Genomic DNA, 12,677 nt, shown 5'->3' with positions numbered 1-12,677 from the left:
GCGGAACCTGATCCCATGGCCGCCGATCCCATCATCTCGCTGCGGGGGATCACCAAGATCTTCGGCAGCGGCCCCACCGCCTTTCAGGCCTTGAAGGGCATAGACCTCGATATCGAGCAAGGCGATTTCGTCGCCGTCATGGGGCCTTCGGGCTCGGGCAAGTCGACGACGATGAACATATTGGGCTGCCTCGACGTGCCATCGGGCGGGCAGTTCCTGTTCAAGGGCCGCCATGTCGAAACGCTGGACCGCGACCAGCGCGCGCTGCTGCGCCGCCGCTATCTCGGCTTCGTCTTCCAGGGCTTCAACCTGCTCGCCCGCACCAGCGCGCTGGAGAATGTCGAGCTGCCCCTGCTCTATCGCGGCGAGGACAAGAAGACCCGCTACGACATGGGCATGGCCGCGCTCGACAAGGTGGGCCTCAAGGACTGGTGGGACCATACGCCGGCGGAACTGTCGGGCGGCCAGCAACAGCGCGTCGCGATCGCCCGTGCCATCGTCACCCAGCCCGACGTGCTGCTGGCGGACGAACCGACCGGCAATCTCGATTCCGAACGGTCGGTGGAGATCATGCAATTGCTGACCGACCTCAACCAGAATAGCGGCATCACCGTGTTGATGGTGACGCACGAACCCGACATGGCCGAATTTGCCCATACCATCGTCCATTTCAAGGACGGGCTGGTGGAGCGGGTCGACAAGGGCCAGGGCGGACCGCAGAAGGGAGCCGTGGGCTGATGCTGGGCACCACCGTCATCCTCGCCTTCCGGGCGATCAACCGGCACAAGATGCGCAGCTTCCTCACGACGCTCGGCATCATCATCGGCGTTGCCGCCGTCGTCACCATGGTGACACTGGGCAATGGCGCGACCGCCGCCGTGCGCGAACAGATCAGCTCGCTGGGTGCAAACGTGCTGCAACTGCGCCCCGGCCAGGGCTTCGGCCGTGGCGGCGGCGGGCCGCGCCCGCCGAATTTCAAGGAAGCGGACCTGACCGCGATCGAGAACCAGCTGACCGGCGTGCGCGCCGTCGCGCCGGTGGTCCAGTCGAGCGGCACCGCCATCTATGAAGGCAATAACTGGTCGACCACCGTCTATGGCACGACCTCCGCCTATTCGCAGGTCCAGTCCTGGAATGTGTCGGAAGGCCGGCTGTTCATGCCGGACGAGGAAGAGGCCGGCAAATCGGTCTGCATCATCGGCAATACGGTGCGCACCAACCTGTTCCAGGGCAATGACCCGATCGGCAAGCGGATGCGGATCAAGGGCGTCAGCTGTCAGGTGGTGGGCGTGCTTGCGACCCGCGGCCAGGGCGGCTTTGGCGACCAGGACGATGTCGTCGTCATGCCGATCAAGTTTGTCCAGCGCCGCTTCACCGGCGATCGCGACATCAGCCAGATCATGGTCGCGGTCGACGACGCCTATGACAGCGCGACCGTGCAGGACAGCCTGGAGCAGCTGATGCGCGAGCGGCGCAAGATCAAGGCGGGCGCGGAGGATAATTTCAACGTCTTCGACACCAAGCAGATCAGCGACACGCTGACCGGGACCACCACCATCCTGACCCAGATCGTCGCGGCGGTCGCCGCCATCTCGCTGCTGGTCGGCGGCATCGGCATCATGAACATCATGCTGGTGTCGGTGACGGAGCGCACCCGCGAGATCGGCATCCGCCTCGCCATTGGCGCGGTCGCGCGCGAAGTGCTGATGCAGTTCCTGGTGGAGGCGATCGTGCTGTCCTGCATGGGCGGCCTGATCGGCCTGGTCATTGCCCTCATCGCATCGGTCGGCATCGCGCCGCTGATGAAGGTGCCCTTCACCTTCGATCCGCAGGTCAATCTGATCGCCTTCCTCTTCTCGGCGGCGATCGGCGTGGTGTTCGGCTATTTCCCGGCGCGCCGGGCGGCCAGCCTGAACCCGATCGACGCGCTGCGGCACGAATAGGCTGATACATTTTCCGACAAAAGGGCGGTTATCCGGGATAATGCTGCGACATCTTCTGCCTAATCCCTCCTGCCATGGCGCCGCTCCGGCGCTGTGGAAGGAATGCCCCCATGAAGATGATCGCCGCCAGCCTCATCAGCAGTGCGCTGCTGCTCGGGGTCAGCCTCACCCCCTTTGCCGACGCGCAGGCACCACAGACGGCGCAATTGCTGGAGGGCAAGGATCATCCCATCCTGCTCGCCCGCATGACCGTCACCGCCACGCCCCTGCCCGCTTCCACCAACTGAACCGCCCCGCGCCGGAGCGGCGCGCATGAACGGCGTCATCGGCCTGCTCGGGACGCTGGCGCTGCTGCTGGCTGTTGGCGGCGCGATCGGCCTGATCGATAGGCGCGGCTTTCGGCCCGGCTGGCTGCTGGTTGCCGCCGCCCTGGTCGCCGCCAATGACGCGCTGCTGACCCGCGCCTATCGCCATATCCCCGATCTCATCCCCGCCGCCGGCTGGAACTGGCAGGGCAAGCTGCTGGCCCTTGCCCTCACGCTGCTGATCGCCGCCCTGCCCGCCTTCGGCTGGAAGCGGGTCGGCCTTACCCTCCGGCAGGCGCGCGGCAGCCTGACCGCTGCCCTGCCCGTGGCTCTCCTCTATTGCGCCTTCTTCACGGCGCTCGCCCTCTATTTCCCCGACGATCCGAGCAGCGCAGAGGAAATCGCCTTTCAGCTCACCATGCCGGGACTGGAGGAAGAACCCTTTTATCGCGGCATCCTGCTCTTCGCGCTCGATCGCGCCTTCACCCGGCGGGTCCGCTTCCTGGGCGTCGACTGGGGCTGGGGCGCCCTGCTGTCCTGCGGCCTGTTCGGCCTGGCCCACGCGTTCGGCTATTCGGGCGGCCATTTCAGCTTTGACCCGATGGTGATGGCGCTTACCGCCATCCCCTCGCTGCTGGCCGTCTGGCTGCGCCTGCGTACCGGCAGCCTGCTGCTGCCGATCCTGCTGCACAATTTCGGCAATGCCATCTCGCTCATGCTGTGAGTCGAGCAAGGCATTGAAAAAGCGCAATTTATGAACCGATATTCAGCTTAAATCGGGTTTTGATACAATTTCCGACAAAACTGCCCCACCCTTGGGACAGGCTTGCGACAAGCGCGGCCTATCCCTGTCTTCGACGCCGGAAGCGGCGCCCTCGATTGAAACAAGAGGAGTGAAGACATGTTCAAGAAGATCATCCTGGCCCTGACCGCCACCGCCGTTGCCGCCAGCCCGATCGTCACCGCCCAGGCCCAGGCCGCGCCCCATCGCGAGACCGTCCGGGTCGTGAAGGAAGGTCCGCACCGCACCGTCGTCCAGAAGAAGACGGTGGTGCGCAACGATCGCCACTGGGCCAAGGGCCAGCGCTTCGATCGCCGCTATGCGACCAATTATCGGGTCGTCGACAATTATCGCGGCTATCGCCTGTCGGCCCCGCCGCGCGGTTACCACTGGGTCCGCTCGGGCAATGACGCAGTGCTGGTCGCCCTCACCAGCGGGATCATCGGCGCTGTCGTCGCCGGCGCCATCCGCTAAGCGCCCCACTTCCTGAAAAGCGCCCTGGAGCCACCGCTCCGGGGCGTTTTCGCGTTCACACCAGCCCGGTCAGATAATAGACGGCGATCACGACGAAGACGGTCATCGTCTTGATGAGCGTCAGCGCGAATATGTCCTTATAGGCCTGGCGATGGGTGAGGCCCGTCACCGCCAGCAGGGTGATGACCGCGCCATTATGCGGCAGGCTGTCCATGCCCCCCGATGCCATCGACGCGACCCGGTGCAGCACCTCTCTTGGGATACCCGCCGCATCGCCCGCCGCCACGAACTGGTCCGCCATCGCCGCCAGCGCGATCGACAAGCCGCCCGACGCCGATCCCGTGATGCCGGCCAGGGTCGTCACCGTAATGGCTTCGTTGATCAGCGGATTGTGCACCGCCTTCAGCGCGTCCTTGACGACCAGGAAGCCGGGCAGCGCCGCGATCACCCCGCCAAAGCCATATTCGACCGCCGTGTTCATCCCCGCCAGCAGAGCGCCGCCGACCGCCGCCTTCGCCCCTTCCGCAAAGCGCCGCGCCACGACCGGGAAAGCGAAGATCAGGATGGTAGCGATGCCCATCAGCAGCGCCCCCTCCACCGCCCATAGCGCCGCCTGTTGTGTCACTTTCGCCGTCACCGGATCGGGCAGCCCCGCTAGCCGAATGCTCACCTCTTCCGCCCCGCCGGTGATGCGCGGGATCAGCAGCGTCAACGCCAGATTGCCAAGCCCCACCACCAGCAGCGGCAGCAATGCGACCAGCGGGTGGACGGTCACCGCCTCTTCCTGACGATCGGGTTCGTTGACGAGCGTTTCGGGCGCGCCATAGCCCTCCCCCGCGACCGCCATCGCCCGGCGCCGCCAGTTGAGATAGGCAAGGCCCGTCGCTGCAATCACCACCGATCCGATCAAGCCCAGCACCGGCGCCGCCCAGGCGGTGGTGCCAAAGAAACTGGCCGGAATGACATTCTGGATCTGCGGCGTGCCCGGCAGCGCATCCATGGTGAAGGTCAGCGCGCCAAGACCAATGGTAGCCGGCACCAGCCGCTTGGGAATATCGGCGCGGCGGAACATCTCGGCAGCGAAGGGGTAGACGGCAAACACCGCGACGAAGACCGAGACCCCGCCATAGGTCAGCAGCGCCGTCACGATCATGATCGCCGGGATCGCCCTTCCCGCGCCGACGAAACCGATCACCGCCGTCACGATCGCGCGGGAAAAGCCCGATATCTCGACCAGCTTGCCGAACAGCGCGCCGAGCAGGAAGACCGGAAAATAGAGTTTCAGGAAAGTGGCGACCTTGTCCATGAACAGGCCGGAAAAGGCGGTGGGGACCGCCGCCGGATCGGTCAGGAACACCGCCAGCATGGCGAGCAAGGGCGCCATCAATATGACGCTCATGCCGCGATAGGCCGCCAACATCAACAAGATCAGCGCCAGTGCCGCGATTGCGACCGCCATCCGTCTCTCCTTCTCTTTTTCTGAAGGGCAGGATAGAGACAGGTGAAGCCTGACTGCAAGCAGGGCCGCTGCCGCCCATGGCTGCACCGATGCCGCTTGCCTTTCCACCGCTTTTCCGTCATAGGCGCGCCTTCGCTCGGCCCCGGATTCGGACGTCGGACGATTTCGAATGCTTGAGACGACAGCCGGAGGGGCGTTCCACATGGGGTGGGCGTCAGCGATCGGCCAACAGATGAGGCAATACCCATGGCTCTTTACGAGCATGTGTTCCTTGCGCGCCAGGATCTGGCACAGGCGCAGGTGGACGCTCTGGCGGAAACCGCCACCAAGATCGTCGAGGAAAATGAAGGCAAGGTGACCAAGGTCGAGACCTGGGGCCTGCGTTCGCTCGCGTACAAGATCGCCAAGAACCGCAAGGCGCACTACGTCATGCTGAACATCGACGCACCGGGCAACGTGATTGCCGAGCTGGAGCGTCAGACCCAGATCAACGAAGACATCATCCGCTACATGACCATCAAGGTCGAAGAGCTGGAAGCCGGTCCGTCGGTGATGATGCGCAAGCAGGAACGCGCCGAACGTGGCGACCGTGCCCCCCGTGGTGACCGTGGCCCGCGCCGTGAGCGCGAAGAAGCCCCGGCTGCCGAATAAGGAGATCTGAAACATGGCACGCCCGTTTTTCCGCCGCCGCAAGAGCTGCCCCTTCGCCGCCAAGGATGCGCCGAAGATCGATTACAAGGACGTCCGTCTGCTGCAGGGCTTCGTGTCCGAGCGCGGCAAGATCGTCCCCAGCCGCATCACCGCGGTGTCCGCCAAGAAGCAGCGTGAGCTGGCCCAGGCCATCAAGCGCGCCCGTCACCTGGGCCTGCTGCCCTACATCGTGAAGTAAGGGAGAAAGACCCATGGAAATCATTCTCCTTGAGCGCATCGAAAAGCTGGGCGCAATCGGCGACGTCGTCACCGTGAAGGATGGTTACGCTCGTAACTTCCTGCTGCCCAACAAGAAGGCTCTTCGTTCGAACGCCGCCAACAAGGCTGTGTTCGAAGCCAACCGCGCGAAGATCGAAGCCGACAACGCCGCTCGTCGTTCGGACGCCGAAAAGGCTGCCGAAGGCGTCAACGGCAAGCAGATCGTCCTGATCCGCCAGTCGTCGAACGCCGGCCACCTGTACGGCTCGGTCGCCGTCCGTGACGTCGTCGACGCGCTGCACGCCGATGGCGTGACCAACGTCTCCAAGGCGATGGTCGTGCTGGAGCGTCCGATCAAGACCCTGGGCGTCTTCGACGTCAAGGTCGCGCTGCACCCGGAAGTGGCCGTCACCATCACGGTGAACGTTGCCCGCTCGCCGGAAGAAGCCGAACTGCAGGCGCAGGGCGTCGACGTGATGGCCGACCTGTTCGAGAAGGACGAAGCCGGCTTCACCGAGGATTACGATCCGAACGCCGAGCCGGGCGAAATCGCCGTCGAGGCAGAAGAAGCCCCGGCCGAAGAAGCCTGAGCCTCTTCGCTCTGATAAACGAGAAAGCCGCCCGTCACCGGGCGGCTTTTTTGTTGTCTTGGACGGTTGATCGGATGCTCATCGCGCCGGTTCCAGGTCACCGAGCTTGGCCTGTCGGTCTATGACCGGTGCCGCATCGCCGTGGCCTCCATATTGCCCGATTTACTGACGCTCTATCCCAAGGGCCATGTCCAGATCGTCGCGCTCGGGCGCCCTGGCGCTGTCGTTCCCGGAATGGCAGGCGCAGGAGGGGATCGTCCACCTCGTCTTCACCACCCGTACCGGGCTGCCGCCGCTGGTGCGCGCCTGGATCGATCATCTCGCCGCCCATTTCAGCAACGGCGATATCTTCTCGCCCTGATTTCAGCCCTGCGCCCGGCGACGGCGCGTTTCCCACCCCTTCTTCGCCGCGGCTGATCGATCGGTCGGCGGCATGGCTGTCGGGCTTGCCCCGCCCCGATCCCGACAGGTTGCCCCCGCCCGAATCCTTGTTCACGGTCGCCCAGGCCCGCGCCTCCGCCTCGTCATGCGACACACCGCGCTCTTCATAGCTTTGCGCGATATGCGCGGCCTTGCGCTTCTGCTTGCCAGTGTAACGATCCTTGTCGCCTCTGGGCATGTCTGCCTCCTTTTTTCGTCCCATATCGGTTCAAATACCGAGAGGCATTTCCCGAGGATTGCCATTAAGTTGCACGGCTAGAAAATGAGGAACGGAGAGTCGCCATGAACGTTCCGGACATCATGGAGCAACGCACCCTGCTTGAGCGCCTCGCCCGGCATCTCGCCGCCGGGGCGACGCATAACTGGCCCTATTGGGTCGAGGATGCCGCCAGCATATTGGCGATGCTCAAGGAGCCCGACCCCGCCATGCGCGAGACGGGCGACGTGACCGCCTGGCAGGCGATGATCGATACCGCCCTGCAACAGCGCTGGACCATCTTTCCGCCAGGCATGACCGGCGCGGACGAGGATCATGTCGGCAGCGCGGACGAAGAGGGCGAAATTCGTCTCTCGCCCGAGGCTGTCGACCAGGACGCCGCCAAGTGGGTCCATCTTCACAGTGGGCCGAAGGAGACACCATGAAGGGATTGTTGAAGCTGGCCTTTTTGACCGGACTGGGCGCCGTTGCCTGGAAGAGCCTGAAGGAACGGGCCGGCAAGGATGATGGTGCCGCGGCCGATGGTCTGGATGATCGCGGCCCGGTCGGCTCGTCCGGCATCGTCCGCGACGCCGGACCGCAGGCGGACGACAGCGATTGGGACATGGTCGATGAACAGTCCGACGAATCCTTCCCCGCCAGCGATCCGCCCGGCAATTACTGATATTGCCGACGCCCGGTCACGAATCGGCAATCATCGCTCCATTGCCCCCACCCTGCCCGCGCATTAAGAAGCGCGCACGGATGATATCCATCCGTTTCAACAGGGGAATTATTCAACCATGCCTTCGGGTCTGATCGCGCTGCTCGACGATGTTGCCGGTATCGCCAAGATGGCGGCCACGTCGCTGGACGATGTCGCCGCTGCCGCCGGCAAGGCCGGCACCAAGGCCGCCGGCGTCGTCATCGACGATACTGCCGTCACCCCCAATTATGTCATGGGCCTGTCGCCCGACCGCGAACTGCCGATCATCTGGAAGATCGCGCGCGGATCGCTGCGCAACAAATTGCTGTTCCTGCTGCCCGCGGCACTGGCGCTCAGCGCCTTTGCCCCCTGGCTGCTGCCGCCGCTGCTGATGCTGGGCGGAGCCTTCCTCTGCTTCGAGGCGGCGGAAAAGCTGCTCGAAGCGATCCAGGGCGGCCATGACGAGGTGGCGGATGCCGCCGCAACCCTGACCTCCAAGGAACTGGAGGACCAGAAGGTTTCCAGCGCGATCCGCACCGACTTCATCCTGTCGGGCGAGATCATGGCGATTGCGCTCGGCACTGTCGCCAGCGAACCGATCTGGGAGCAGGCGATCATCCTGGTCGTCGTCGCCATCGCGATCACCGCCGGCGTCTATGGTGTGGTCGGCTTCATCGTGAAGATGGACGATATCGGCCTGCACCTCGCCCAGCGCAGCGGCGCGGCGACGCGCGCGATCGGCCGCGGCCTGGTCAAGGCGATGCCGGTCGTGATGAGCGTTCTGGGCGTGGTCGGCACGGCGGCGATGCTGTGGGTCGGCGGCGGCCTGATCGTCCATGGCCTGCACGAATTCCATTGGGATCTGATCCCCGGCACGATCCATCATCTGGCGCATGGTGCAGCCCATGCCGTGCCCGCGATCGGTCCGGTGGTCGACTGGCTTGTCAACGCGATCGGCGCGGGCATTGTCGGTCTGGTGATCGGCGGCATCATCGTTGCCGTGCTGCATCTGTTCAAGAAGCACTGAGGCGATTAAGGGGAGCGCCCGCGCCTTTGCCGGCGCTTCCCTCGCTCCGGACTTTCCAAGTGACCCAATCTTCCCCCTGGCGCATCGAGGCGCGCGCCCTCGTCACGCTCGCCATTCCCATGATCGCGGGCAATGTCGCCTGGTCGGGGATCGCCGCGACCGATCTGCTGCTCGTGGGCCGGCTGGGTGCGGAAGCGGTCGCCGCCGGGGCACTGGCGATCAATCTCTTCAACGCGCTGCTGATCTTCGGCCTTGGCCTCGTCACGGCCGCCGCGCCGCTGATCGCCAGCGAGCGCGGCCGTCGCCGCCATTCGGTGCGCGACGTGCGCCGCACCGTCCATCAGACGCTGCGCGCCGCCGCCTTCTTCGTGCTGCCGGCCTGGCTGATCCTGTGGCATTGCGAGGCGATATTGCGCGCCATGGGGCAGGAGCCCGACCTGGCGCGCGAAGCCGGCCATCTGATGCGCGGGATGCAATGGGCGCTGCTGCCCTTCCTCTGCTTCACCACGCTGCGCAACTTCATCTCGGCACTGGAGCGCCCGCTCTGGGGCCTCATCATCATGCTGCTCGCCATCCCGTTCAACGTGCTGGTCGGCTGGGCGCTGATCTTCGGCCATCTGGGCCTGCCCGCGCTCGGCCTGCTGGGCGCCGGCATCGCCAGCACCCTCTCTTCCACCTTCCTGTTCCTGGGCCTGCTGACCGTCATCCTGGTCGATCGCCGCTTCCGCCGTTATCGGCTGATGGGCCGCTTCTGGACGCGCGACCGCGACCGGCAGCGGGCGGTGTGGACGCTGGGCCTGCCGATCGCGATCACGCTCGGGCTGGAAGTCACCGTGTTCAATGCCTCGGCCTTCCTGATGGGGCTGATCGACCGGGAATCGCTCGCCGCCCATGCCGTGGCGATCCAGATCGCCTCGCTGGTGTTCATGGTGCCGATGGGCATCGGCCAGGCCGCGACCGTGCGCGTCGGCGTCGCCTATGGCCGGGCCGATCCCGCCGCGATCGGCCGTGCCGGCTGGCTGGCGCTGATCGTCGGCACCGGCTTTGCCATGGCGGCCGCGCTGATGCTGGTCCTGATCCCGCGACCGCTGGTGTCGATCTTCCTCGACGTCCATGATCCGGCCAATCTCGCCACCGCCAATCTGGCGGTCAGCTTCCTGGCGGTCGCCGCGCTGTTCCAGCTGGTCGACGCTGCCCAGGCCGTTGGCGCCGGCGTGCTGCGCGGCATCCAGGATACCAAGGTGCCGATGATCTTCGCCCTTTTCGGCTACTGGATCATCGGTATCGGCGTCGGCGCCCTGCTCGCTTTCCCGATGGGACTGCATGGCGTTGGCATCTGGTTCGGCCTGGCTGCGGGTCTCGGCACGGTGGCGATCCTGCTGATCGCGCGCTGGTCGCTGCGCGACCGGCTGGGCCTGGTTCTGCGCTAGGAAAACCGCCGCACAATTCGTCTTGAAAATCCGGCCGGTTGCACGGCAGGCACATGGTGCGACGCACAAAGCAATTGAAACAGGGCCGTGTTTCTTGATATGGGCGGCCCATCATGGACTCTCCGACCCCTATCTTCGAAGCGATCGCGCTTCAGAAGTGCCTCAAGGCGACCTATAACAAGATGGTCGTCACGCTGGCCCCGCACATCCTCTACACGCGCCATGACGAGATGTTCATGGACGCCGTGACCACGGACCGCGACGGCCGCCCGCCGCGCGAGCTGAAGCTGGGCACGTTCAAGCTGGCGGGCCTGAGCGACGTCGAGATCCTGGACGAGACGTTCGAGGCGATGCACGGCCTCTATGACCAGGGCGACGACAAATATAAGGGCGTGACCCTGTTCGCGGTCGATCCGCAGAGCGCCGCCGCCTGATCGGCATTGGCATCGCATCGACCCGAATGAAGAAGGGCGGCCATTGGCCGCCCTTTTCTTTTATCGTTACTTCTTGAGCCGATAGCCAGTGCGGAACACCCAGGCGATGATGCCTAGGCACACTGCAAGCATTCCGCCCACGAACAGCAGGCTGAATTCGATCCCGACATCACCCTTGCCAAAGAAGGTCCAGCGGAAGCCCGAGATCAGATAGACGATCGGGTTGAACAGGGTGATGGTGCGCCATGGCTCGGCCAGCATGTGGATCGAGTAGAAGGCGCCGCCCAGAAAGGTCATCGGCGTGATGATCAGCAGCGGGATCACCTGCAACTGCTCGAACCCCTGCGCCCATATGCCCAGGATGAAGCCGAACAGGCAGAAGCTCACCGCGATCAGCAGCATGAAGCCGACCATGGCAAAGGGATGGGCGACCGGCAGGTCGACGAACAGATGCGCCGTGGCGAATATGATGAAGCCGACGATCAGCGCCTTGGTCGCCGCCGCCCCGACATAGGCGATCACTGTTTCAATCGCCGACACCGGTGCCGACAGCAGTTCGTAGATGGTGCCGGTGAATTTGGGCATGTAGATGCCAAAGCTGGCGTTGAAGATGCTCTCCGTGAACATCGACATCATGATGAGGCCCGGCACGATGAAGGCGGCATAGGGAATGCCGTCAATCTGCGTCATGCGCGAGCCGATCGCCCCGCCGAACACGATGAAATAGAGCGAGGTGGTGATGACCGGCACCAGCAGGCCGGTCAGCCAGGTGCGCCGGAACCGGTGCAGCTCGAACTTGTAGATGGCGGCAACCGCGCGCAGATTAGGGCCGTTCATGCCGCTTTCTCCTGATGGACCAGGCTCACGAAAATATCCTCCAGGCTGCTCTGCCGCGTGTTGAGATCCTTGTAGCCGATGCCGAGATCGCCAAGCTTGCGCAGCAACGAGGAAACGCCGGTGCGTTCGGCGCGGGTGTCGAACAGATATTCGATCTCCTGCCCCTGCGCCTTGAGCGCCACATCCCAGTCGGCCAGTTCGGGCGGCAGCGCCTCGATCGGCTCGGCCAGCATGATAGACAGCGTCTTCTTGCCCAGCTTCTCCATCAGCGCGGTCTTGTCCTCGACCAGCATCAGCTGGCCATGGTTGATGACGCCCACCCGGTCGGCCATTTCCTCGGCCTCCTCGATATAATGGGTGGTGAGGATGATGGTGACGCCGGTCTGGCGCAGTTCGCCGATCAGCTTCCACATGTCCCGGCGCAGTTCCACGTCGACGCCGGCGGTCGGCTCGTCGAGGAACAGGACGCGCGGCTCATGACTCAGCGCCTTGGCGATCATCACCCGGCGCTTCATGCCGCCGGAAAGCTCGCGGATCTTGTTGTGGCGCTTGTCCCATAGCGACAGGTCGCGCAGCACCTTCTCGACATAGGCATCGTTGCGCGGCTTGCCGAACAGGCCACGACTGAAGGTGACGGTGTCGATCACCCGCTCGAACTGATCGGTATTGAGCTCCTGCGGCACCAGTCCGATCGCAGCGCGCGCGCCGCGATAGTCGCGGATGATGTCATGGCCGGCGACCGTCACGGTGCCGCCAGAGGGGCGGACATTGGCGCAGATGATCGAGATCATCGTCGTCTTGCCCGCGCCATTGGGGCCGAGCAGCGCGAAAATCTCGCCCTCCTCGATATTCAGGTCGACGCCCTTGAGCGCCTGAAAGCCCGACGCATAGCTTTTCGTCAGGCCCTTGATTTCGATGATGGATGCCATGCGGCAGCGCCCCCTTTCCTTGTGTCGGCAAGATAGGAGGCGGACCGCGCCATGCAACCGGCAGCGCGGCAAATAGCGAAGCCGGGCAACATATTGGAAAAAGATTGAAGCCGGTGATGCGCGGGCATAGGCTTGACGCCCCACCATGTGGAGAAGGCTATGAAAAAGGCAATTCTCTATCTGTCGATCGCGTTGCACTACGTACCCGAGAAGGCC

At 64.4% G+C, this 12,677-nt stretch carries 17 protein-coding genes and 1 pseudogene; 14 read left to right on the top strand and 4 right to left on the bottom strand.

Annotated features, from left to right (window positions below; all coding sequences use genetic code 11):
• Positions 1-15 precede the first annotated feature (15 nt).
• The 5 genes from CG471_RS26300 (at position 16) to CG471_RS26285 (ending at position 3,503) form a co-directional block, all read left to right on the top strand.
• Positions 16-738 (top strand): ABC transporter ATP-binding protein, encoded by a 723-nt coding sequence (locus CG471_RS26300; RefSeq protein WP_099234273.1) that lies wholly within the window; start codon positions 16-18, stop codon positions 736-738.
• Positions 738-1,943, top strand: a complete 1,206-nt coding sequence (locus CG471_RS26295; RefSeq protein ID WP_004212085.1) for an ABC transporter permease — start codon at positions 738-740, stop codon at positions 1,941-1,943. Before CG471_RS26300 ends, CG471_RS26295 begins: the two co-directional genes overlap by 1 nt.
• A gap of 110 nt (positions 1,944-2,053) precedes the next feature.
• The gene (locus CG471_RS30840) at positions 2,054-2,230 is read left to right on the top strand and encodes a hypothetical protein (protein ID WP_180275805.1); all 177 of its coding nucleotides are present in this window, start codon (positions 2,054-2,056) and stop codon (positions 2,228-2,230) included.
• A gap of 25 nt (positions 2,231-2,255) precedes the next feature.
• A complete protein-coding gene (locus tag CG471_RS26290; protein WP_099234272.1) occupies positions 2,256-2,972 on the top strand; it encodes a CPBP family intramembrane glutamic endopeptidase in 717 nt (238 codons plus the stop codon).
• Between the two features lie 177 nt (positions 2,973-3,149).
• The gene (locus CG471_RS26285) at positions 3,150-3,503 is read left to right on the top strand and encodes an RcnB family protein (RefSeq protein ID WP_004212081.1); all 354 of its coding nucleotides are present in this window, start codon (positions 3,150-3,152) and stop codon (positions 3,501-3,503) included.
• 55 nt (positions 3,504-3,558) lie between these two features.
• On the opposite strand, the gene CG471_RS26280 is transcribed toward CG471_RS26285, so the two are convergent.
• Complete coding sequence (locus CG471_RS26280; RefSeq protein WP_099234271.1) at positions 3,559-4,962, bottom strand: GntP family permease; 1,404 nt, start codon at positions 4,960-4,962, stop codon at positions 3,559-3,561.
• Between the two features lie 246 nt (positions 4,963-5,208).
• On the opposite strand from CG471_RS26280, the gene rpsF reads away from it, so the two are divergent.
• The 4 genes from rpsF (at position 5,209) to CG471_RS26260 (ending at position 6,822) form a co-directional block, all read left to right on the top strand.
• Positions 5,209-5,613: a 30S ribosomal protein S6 gene (rpsF, locus tag CG471_RS26275; RefSeq protein WP_004212077.1), complete on the top strand. Its 405-nt coding sequence runs from the start codon at positions 5,209-5,211 to the stop codon at positions 5,611-5,613.
• 13 nt (positions 5,614-5,626) lie between these two features.
• Entirely contained in the window at positions 5,627-5,851 is a 225-nt protein-coding gene (gene rpsR, locus CG471_RS26270) for a 30S ribosomal protein S18 (protein WP_004212076.1), read from the top strand.
• A 13-nt stretch (positions 5,852-5,864) separates the two neighbouring features.
• Positions 5,865-6,461, top strand: coding sequence for a 50S ribosomal protein L9 (gene rplI, locus CG471_RS26265; protein WP_004212072.1), 597 nt, complete (start codon positions 5,865-5,867; stop codon positions 6,459-6,461).
• Between the two features lie 187 nt (positions 6,462-6,648).
• Positions 6,649-6,822, top strand: coding sequence for a hypothetical protein (locus tag CG471_RS26260; RefSeq protein WP_180275804.1), 174 nt, complete (start codon positions 6,649-6,651; stop codon positions 6,820-6,822).
• Between the two features lie 2 nt (positions 6,823-6,824).
• Here CG471_RS26260 and CG471_RS31530 read toward each other — a convergent pair.
• Positions 6,825-7,080, bottom strand: a pseudogene (locus CG471_RS31530) (plasmid stabilization protein).
• 104 nt (positions 7,081-7,184) lie between these two features.
• Here CG471_RS31530 and CG471_RS26250 point away from each other — a divergent pair.
• The 5 genes from CG471_RS26250 to CG471_RS26230 all read left to right on the top strand — a co-directional run bounded on the left by CG471_RS26250 (position 7,185) and on the right by CG471_RS26230 (position 10,695).
• Positions 7,185-7,544 (top strand): hypothetical protein, encoded by a 360-nt coding sequence (locus CG471_RS26250; RefSeq protein WP_099234270.1) that lies wholly within the window; start codon positions 7,185-7,187, stop codon positions 7,542-7,544.
• The gene (locus CG471_RS26245) at positions 7,541-7,783 is read left to right on the top strand and encodes a hypothetical protein (protein WP_099234269.1); all 243 of its coding nucleotides are present in this window, start codon (positions 7,541-7,543) and stop codon (positions 7,781-7,783) included. Before CG471_RS26250 ends, CG471_RS26245 begins: the two co-directional genes overlap by 4 nt.
• Before the next feature lie 118 nt (positions 7,784-7,901).
• Entirely contained in the window at positions 7,902-8,831 is a 930-nt protein-coding gene (locus CG471_RS26240) for a DUF808 domain-containing protein (RefSeq protein ID WP_099234268.1), read from the top strand.
• A 119-nt stretch (positions 8,832-8,950) separates the two neighbouring features.
• Positions 8,951-10,261 carry an MATE family efflux transporter gene (locus CG471_RS26235; protein WP_051886708.1) on the top strand — a complete coding sequence of 437 codons (1,311 nt, stop codon included), beginning with the start codon at positions 8,951-8,953 and terminating at the stop codon, positions 10,259-10,261.
• 113 nt (positions 10,262-10,374) lie between these two features.
• Positions 10,375-10,695: a hypothetical protein gene (locus CG471_RS26230; protein ID WP_004212065.1), complete on the top strand. Its 321-nt coding sequence runs from the start codon at positions 10,375-10,377 to the stop codon at positions 10,693-10,695.
• A 66-nt stretch (positions 10,696-10,761) separates the two neighbouring features.
• Here CG471_RS26230 and CG471_RS26225 read toward each other — a convergent pair whose 3' ends face one another.
• Positions 10,762-11,532, bottom strand: a complete 771-nt coding sequence (locus CG471_RS26225; protein ID WP_099234267.1) for an ABC transporter permease — start codon at positions 11,530-11,532, stop codon at positions 10,762-10,764.
• Positions 11,529-12,461, bottom strand: a complete 933-nt coding sequence (locus CG471_RS26220) for an ABC transporter ATP-binding protein (protein WP_037507883.1) — start codon at positions 12,459-12,461, stop codon at positions 11,529-11,531. Before CG471_RS26220 ends, CG471_RS26225 begins: the two co-directional genes overlap by 4 nt.
• Positions 12,462-12,677 lie beyond the last annotated feature (216 nt).

This window comes from Sphingobium sp. IP1 (assembly GCF_002708645.1).
Classification (GTDB): Bacteria; Pseudomonadota; Alphaproteobacteria; order Sphingomonadales; family Sphingomonadaceae; genus Sphingobium; species Sphingobium yanoikuyae.
This window is presented reverse-complemented; position numbering and strand designations above follow the sequence as displayed.

Bases quoted from the DNA above. Each gene is read 5' to 3' on its own strand.
- CG471_RS26295 (WP_004212085.1), top strand. From the start codon at position 738: ATGCTGGGCACCACCGTCATCCTCGCCTTCCGGGCGATCAACCGGCAC.
- CG471_RS26235 (WP_051886708.1), top strand. From the start codon at position 8,951: ATGATCGCGGGCAATGTCGCCTGGTCGGGGATCGCCGCGACCGATCTG.
- CG471_RS26280 (WP_099234271.1), bottom strand. From the start codon at position 4,962: ATGGCGGTCGCAATCGCGGCACTGGCGCTGATCTTGTTGATGTTGGCG.
- CG471_RS30840 (WP_180275805.1), top strand. From the start codon at position 2,054: ATGAAGATGATCGCCGCCAGCCTCATCAGCAGTGCGCTGCTGCTCGGG.
- rplI (WP_004212072.1), top strand. From the start codon at position 5,865: ATGGAAATCATTCTCCTTGAGCGCATCGAAAAGCTGGGCGCAATCGGC.
- CG471_RS26225 (WP_099234267.1), bottom strand. From the start codon at position 11,532: ATGAACGGCCCTAATCTGCGCGCGGTTGCCGCCATCTACAAGTTCGAG.
- CG471_RS26240 (WP_099234268.1), top strand. From the start codon at position 7,902: ATGCCTTCGGGTCTGATCGCGCTGCTCGACGATGTTGCCGGTATCGCC.
- rpsF (WP_004212077.1), top strand. From the start codon at position 5,209: ATGGCTCTTTACGAGCATGTGTTCCTTGCGCGCCAGGATCTGGCACAG.
- CG471_RS26230 (WP_004212065.1), top strand. From the start codon at position 10,375: ATGGACTCTCCGACCCCTATCTTCGAAGCGATCGCGCTTCAGAAGTGC.
- CG471_RS26245 (WP_099234269.1), top strand. From the start codon at position 7,541: ATGAAGGGATTGTTGAAGCTGGCCTTTTTGACCGGACTGGGCGCCGTT.
- CG471_RS26250 (WP_099234270.1), top strand. From the start codon at position 7,185: ATGAACGTTCCGGACATCATGGAGCAACGCACCCTGCTTGAGCGCCTC.
- CG471_RS26260 (WP_180275804.1), top strand. From the start codon at position 6,649: ATGTCCAGATCGTCGCGCTCGGGCGCCCTGGCGCTGTCGTTCCCGGAA.
- CG471_RS26300 (WP_099234273.1), top strand. From the start codon at position 16: ATGGCCGCCGATCCCATCATCTCGCTGCGGGGGATCACCAAGATCTTC.
- CG471_RS26285 (WP_004212081.1), top strand. From the start codon at position 3,150: ATGTTCAAGAAGATCATCCTGGCCCTGACCGCCACCGCCGTTGCCGCC.
- CG471_RS26220 (WP_037507883.1), bottom strand. From the start codon at position 12,461: ATGGCATCCATCATCGAAATCAAGGGCCTGACGAAAAGCTATGCGTCG.
- CG471_RS26290 (WP_099234272.1), top strand. From the start codon at position 2,256: ATGAACGGCGTCATCGGCCTGCTCGGGACGCTGGCGCTGCTGCTGGCT.
- rpsR (WP_004212076.1), top strand. From the start codon at position 5,627: ATGGCACGCCCGTTTTTCCGCCGCCGCAAGAGCTGCCCCTTCGCCGCC.